This is a genomic window from Acidiplasma aeolicum (assembly GCF_001402945.1).
GTDB classification, from domain to species: Archaea; Thermoplasmatota; Thermoplasmata; order Thermoplasmatales; family Thermoplasmataceae; genus Acidiplasma; species Acidiplasma aeolicum.
On the sequence record NZ_LKBG01000003.1, the window covers coordinates 1 to 5,891 of the forward strand.

The 5,891-nt window shown below is 36.4% G+C and carries 4 protein-coding genes; all 4 read right to left on the bottom strand.

The features are described 5' to 3' along the window. The coding region (locus tag AOG54_RS00430) for a hydantoinase B/oxoprolinase family protein (RefSeq protein ID WP_156324148.1) at positions 1–1,673 on the bottom strand (1,673 nt) is incomplete at its 3' end. Next, positions 1,666–3,699: a hydantoinase/oxoprolinase family protein gene (locus AOG54_RS00435; protein WP_084795434.1), complete on the bottom strand. Its 2,034-nt coding sequence runs from the start codon at positions 3,697–3,699 to the stop codon at positions 1,666–1,668. The genes AOG54_RS00430 and AOG54_RS00435, both read right to left, overlap by 8 nt. A gap of 14 nt (positions 3,700–3,713) precedes the next feature. Beyond that, entirely contained in the window at positions 3,714–4,478 is a 765-nt protein-coding gene (locus AOG54_RS00440; protein ID WP_054963960.1) for an aspartate/glutamate racemase family protein, read from the bottom strand. Positions 4,479–4,506: 28 nt separating this feature from the next. Beyond that, positions 4,507–5,817, bottom strand: a complete 1,311-nt coding sequence (locus tag AOG54_RS00445; protein WP_084795432.1) for an MFS transporter — start codon at positions 5,815–5,817, stop codon at positions 4,507–4,509. Positions 5,818–5,891 lie beyond the last annotated feature (74 nt).

A 5,891-nucleotide genomic window follows, 5' to 3' on the forward strand; every position in this document is an offset into this window, starting at 1 on the left:
TTCCAGACATTATGCTGGCAGGCCTTATTATGTTTGTATATTTTGTTGCAACCTTCCTCCAGATCCTTTTTAAGGGCGTTTTTATCCCTCTTTCTTGGATCTCCCCAGCCACCGCCTGCACCTGTTCTTATGCTTATCAGATCTCCCTTAACAAGTTTGAGACCGCCTATTCTTCTCCCTCTAATATTTTTAGACCCAGAAATTACAAAGTAATTTGGAGTCCCGTTTTCACCACCATCCATACCCCATGCAGTAAATTTTGATCTGCCGAATGAGCCACTAAATGAAGCTTCAGAACACATGACGCGGTAATCCTTTATAAGCCCAAAACCTCCACGATATTTTCCCCTGCCAACACCATCATATGTGTTTATGGCAAGACGTTCAACTCTTATGGGAAGGGTTCTTTCTATTACTTCCGCTGATGATAAATAAGTTTCACCATCACCACTGCACACTAGAACGCTTTCACCGTCCGAATCAAATGATGCCCCCCATCCGCCTGGTTGGGGCTCCACAAGTGCAAAAGGTTCATTTGTGGAATCATTGACACCCCCTATTATTGTAGCCCCAACTGTTAAGAAATGCCCTGCGCTAAGCTTATCTGGAAGAAGCTTGGCAAGTATGTGCCATACAACATCACCTGCATATGACATAGATTCCCAGTACGTGGAGGTTGGAGCTGGTCTAACAGGATTAAATATTGTACCTTTGGGAGCGATTATTTTGACAGGTTTAAATAACCCCCCGTTAGGTTCTGTGTGTGGGTTTGATGCTGCAATATATACTGTTCTTACTGAAGAAACCGTGGCGGGGAATGGGCTATTTATAGAACCTTTAACGCTATTGCTGCTACCTGTGAAATCAACGGTAAACGAATTATCATCTATTTTTAATCTTGCCTTAACCCTTATTGGCTCATCATTAATGCCATCATCATCTATATAATCCTCAATATAAAACTCACCATGAGGGAGATTTTTCAGCAAACTTTTTGATTCGTTTTCACCATCAATAAGCATTTTTTTTACTGCTGCCATAACTGTATCATGACCATATTTTTCAAACATAGAATATATACGTTTTCTTGCAATCTTCATTGAGGCAAGTTGGGCATGCATATCTCCAATAGTCATTTCAGGAGTTCTGCAATTTTCTCCTATAATTTTTACCATTTCATTATCAATCTCGTCATTTTTTGCTAGCCTTACATTGGGAAATTGGATACCTTCCTGATATATTTCTGTTGCATCGGGACTCCAGCTCCCAAAATGCATGCCTCCAACCTCACTCCAGTGTCCCTTATTCACTATCAAAAAGTCAAGTTCATCATCGTAAAATACTGGCATTATGAGGGTAACATCATTCAAATGCGTACCTCCATTATATGGAACATTTGCCATATAGACATCCCCCTTTTCAATTTGTCTACTGTTTATTAGGTCGCGTGCGGCATAGTCCAAAACTCCTAGGAATCCAGGAACTCCATTAGCCTGGGAAATTAAATCGCCAGAAGCAGAGGTTATTGCAGAGGCATAATCTAAGGTTTCGTATATTACCTGGCTCCTAGCTGATTTACCAAAGGCAACAAACATTTCTTCACAAGCTGTTTTAAGCCCATTTTTGATTATCTCATATATAAATGGATTTACATGTTTTTCATACTCAATCATTTTTATCCTCCTCAATAATTATATTTCCATATTCATCTAATACAGCCTTTTGACCATAAATAACTACAATTGTTGATGTTTCTTCTTCTATAATTAATGGCCCTGGTAAATTTTTATCCTTTGGAATGAGATCTTTAGGATATATATTTACATTAACCCATTTTCCATTAAGATATATTTTTCTTTGCCTGACCAAATTGTTTCCACGATTTTCTCTAGGTTTTATATTCCACGTTTTTACGGGCACTATTCCAACAACGTTTATATTAACAAGTTCCACCAGATTTCCAACCATTTTAAATGCATATTCCTTCTCATGTTCTTTATGAAACTTTTCATATATCATATCGATATCAATATGCTCATTTCTTGGTATTTCAATTTTGAGTGTATGTTCCTGTCCGACATATCTTAAATCTGCATATCTTGTCAAAATGACATTTTCTTCATTTTCCTGTCTGAATGTCTCTATAATATTTTTCTCGAGTTTTACAAATTCGTTATTTATCGATTCCAGATTTTCGTTGGTTACTTTCATTATTATTGTTTTTGTATTTTCATGCCTTAAATCTGCATTAAGCATACCCCAAGCTGAAAAAACCCCTAGGGGTATATATGGAATTAAAATTTGTTTTATGCCTAAGGATTTTGAAATAAAAGATGCCTGCATTGGTCCTGAACCTCCAAAAGGAACAAGTATGAAATCCCTCGGATCATACCCTCTCTGTATTGATACAAGCCTTATTGCATATGCTGCATTTTCATTGGCAAGCTGAATAATTCCTTCAGCTGTATCTTCTAACGACATGTGTATTTTATCCGCAAGTTTTGATATCGCATCTCTTGCATTTTCAATAGACAGTTTAATGCGACCTCCAAGAAAATAATTAGGGTCTATCAATCCATTAACAAGGTATGCATCTGTGAGCGTTGGCTCCACACCACCACGGGAATAGCATGCAGGACCTGGGTATGCACCTGCAGCCCTTGGACCAACTCTTAAATTACCATTGTCCAGATATGCTATACTTGTGCCACCACTGCCCACTTCTTTTATATCCACTACAGGAGTTTTAACAGGGTATCCCGAACTATATTGATCTCGACCAATGTAATATTCGGTTACTATTTTTGGCATATGCCCAGATATCAATGAAGTTTTCGTCGTAGTGCTTCCACCATCTAGTGTTATTATATTTACAGGTTTATCTATACCATATTTATCCTTTATTATCTTAAGTGCACCAATAACTCCACCTATGGGGCCTGACTCAATAGTTATTATTGGAAATCTTTTAACAAATGAAGCTTTGTTAATTCCACCATTAGATGACATAATAAAGAAATTGCCAGAAAAGTTATTTCTTTGTAAAAATTGCTCAAGTTCAGTTATATATTTATCAACAACAGGCATTACAGATGAGTTTAGTACAGCTGTACTAGTTCTTTCATATTCTCTCCATTCACCTGTAATTTCGCTTGATAATGTTATGTAATCAAAGTTTAATTCTTCCAGATATTTTTTAATATATTTTTCATTTGTATCGTTTATATAACTATTAATTAAAGCTACTGAAATATTTTTAATATTATTCTGTTTAAAAAACTTTGATATTTCTTTAAGCTCATTTATTGAAGGTTTCTGGATTATCTCACCATTAGATGTGGTTCTTTCATTTATTTCAATTCTTAAATGCCTTGGTATAACTGGTTCAGGCTTTTTATATCTTAAATTGTAAATATCACGTCTGTTAGCACGTTGAATTTCTAATACATCCCTAAAGCCTCTGGTCGTTATAAGTCCTACCGGTGGAAAGTTCTTTTGTATGATTGAATTTATAACAACTGTCTGACCATGAATGATGCTGTTGATATTTTCAAGATTAATTTCACTTGCATTCAGGGAATTAATAACACCGGAAACGTAATCTGCAGTTGTATCAACCTTCACACTTAACAGGTTTCCATCATCACTAATATATACCAGATCTGTAAACGCCCCTCCAATATCTATACCGATTCTCATAAATTTCACCATTATTATTTCCAATCAATACCAAAATACTCCTCAAGATTCCAATCTTTTATCTCCTTTTCTGGAGGTGGTTCATATTTACCTATTTTACTATGGCTTAAATTGGTCATATTTTTAAGATTAACCAAAAATTCTGCGTATTTTAATGGTGCAATAGTGGCATCAATTACAGGCACTCCAAGTTTTTTCTGCATTTTTTTATAGAATCCAAATTCTACTGTGCATCCTAAAATCAACACCTCAGCCCCGTCCTCATTAATAGCTGCCATACCAGCTTCCATAAGCCTTTTTTCTGTTTCTTCCCTATTGAGTTGAAAATCTAGTACTCCCATGTTAATTGACCTAAATGATGCAAATCTATCTCTAAGACCATATTTTGAAATATTTTCTTCCATCTGCGGTATCCATTTTTTTCTACCAACTATTATTGAAAACTTGTGCCCAAGTGAGATGGCCATTGCTACTGAGGATTCAGCAGGGGCGGTAACAACAATATTGCTAATTTCCCTTGACTCCGATAAGAATGGATCATAGAAGCAACCTATAATTGCCGCATCATAATCCCTAATCTCTGCTATTTTTACAGCTTTTAGTATTTCAATGCCCATCAAAGCTTCATAAAACTGGTATTCTAGATGTTTTGGTCCCTTTTTGAATGAAATAACATCTATTATTGTATCCTCATATTTAACCGAATTTAAATTATCTTTGATTGGGACATCGAATATGTCGCTTCCAATAGGATTTATCCAAAGTATTTTTGTTACCATGATTCACACCATTAATAATATTAATTTATTATTTACCTTGAACTCCTCCTATATTTGAGTTTATATTCACAGCCTCATCAAGAGGGACGTTCAATGTCTCCCTTAAGCCATATATAAATACTATTGTTATCCATAGAGCAACAGCGACAATTACAATTATGCCTGTAAATCCTATTATCGCAAGTGCAACTAGAACACCGAATAAAGATGGTGCTATGGCATTGGAAATTCTCTGTGCTCCTCCAACCCAACCCATGAGAGTGCCTCTAATGTTGCTTGGATATAATTCGGGCTGCCATGCATCCCAAACCCCCCAAGCTCCAAGATTAAAGAATGAAAGAACAATTATTGCTGCCATGACATCTGTTAAGGTGTATGAAAAGGCAAGCCAGAATGTTGCTATCCCTGAAGCGCCTAAGAAAATAGCCATAACCCATTTTCTTCCAAGCTTCTTTTTTTCCTCAAGATATGCTGCAATTAAATAACCAGGAAACTCAGCTACTGCACCTATAGCTATGTATAGTATTGTATCCAAGAAAGATATGCCTCTATCTACTAAAATTACTGGAAGCCATGCAAAAAGACCCCAGTAACCAAGTGAAAATGCTACATTGGCTCCAAATATAAGAAGTGTGTATCTAAATAGATCCTTTCTAAATAATTCCTTTAATGAACCCCTTTTGACATTAACGGTATATAATGTCACACCCTCAGGAACTTGTATTTTACCTCTAGATATTTTCCTAATTGTTTCCTTTGCCTCTCTCTGCTTTCCAGCACCCACTAGGAAATATGGAGTTTCATTTAAAAGGAACTGTACAGGAATAATATATATAAGGGCTATAACACTTGATATTAATATAACACCCTGCCAACTAAATTTTGGAAGAATAAAATATACAGCTGCAACTGCCAGGAGTGTACCAGCAGGCCAGCCTGATGCAAGAAATGTTGTTATTCTTCCTCTGGATTTTACAGGTAAAAATTCCTCCAGCATTGCAAATGGCTGAACCATAACCATAATTAAAAAAAATCCTGAAACAAACCTTGCAATAAAAAACACATACCAGTAAGAAGGACTAGCCAAGGCTGCAAAGGCATTGGCAACGCCATAGCCAGCGAGTCCTGATATAATAGATTTTTTTCTGCCTATCTTATCAGCTAGTGGCGCAAATGTATAGGCACCAAGGAGGGCACCGAAATATGGTGCAGAAACTAAAAATCCCCCTATTCCCGTTGAAACACCGAAGTAAGGCATTAAAGTGGGCAGAAGAAATGATGGAATCAAGAATTCCCATGCTTCTATAGCAAAAGTAAAAAACAATATACTAGTAGCCATCCAATGATAAGAAGTTATCGGCACAATAGAGATAGATGATTACTCTGCAGTAGAGGACAACTGTGTGATTCACG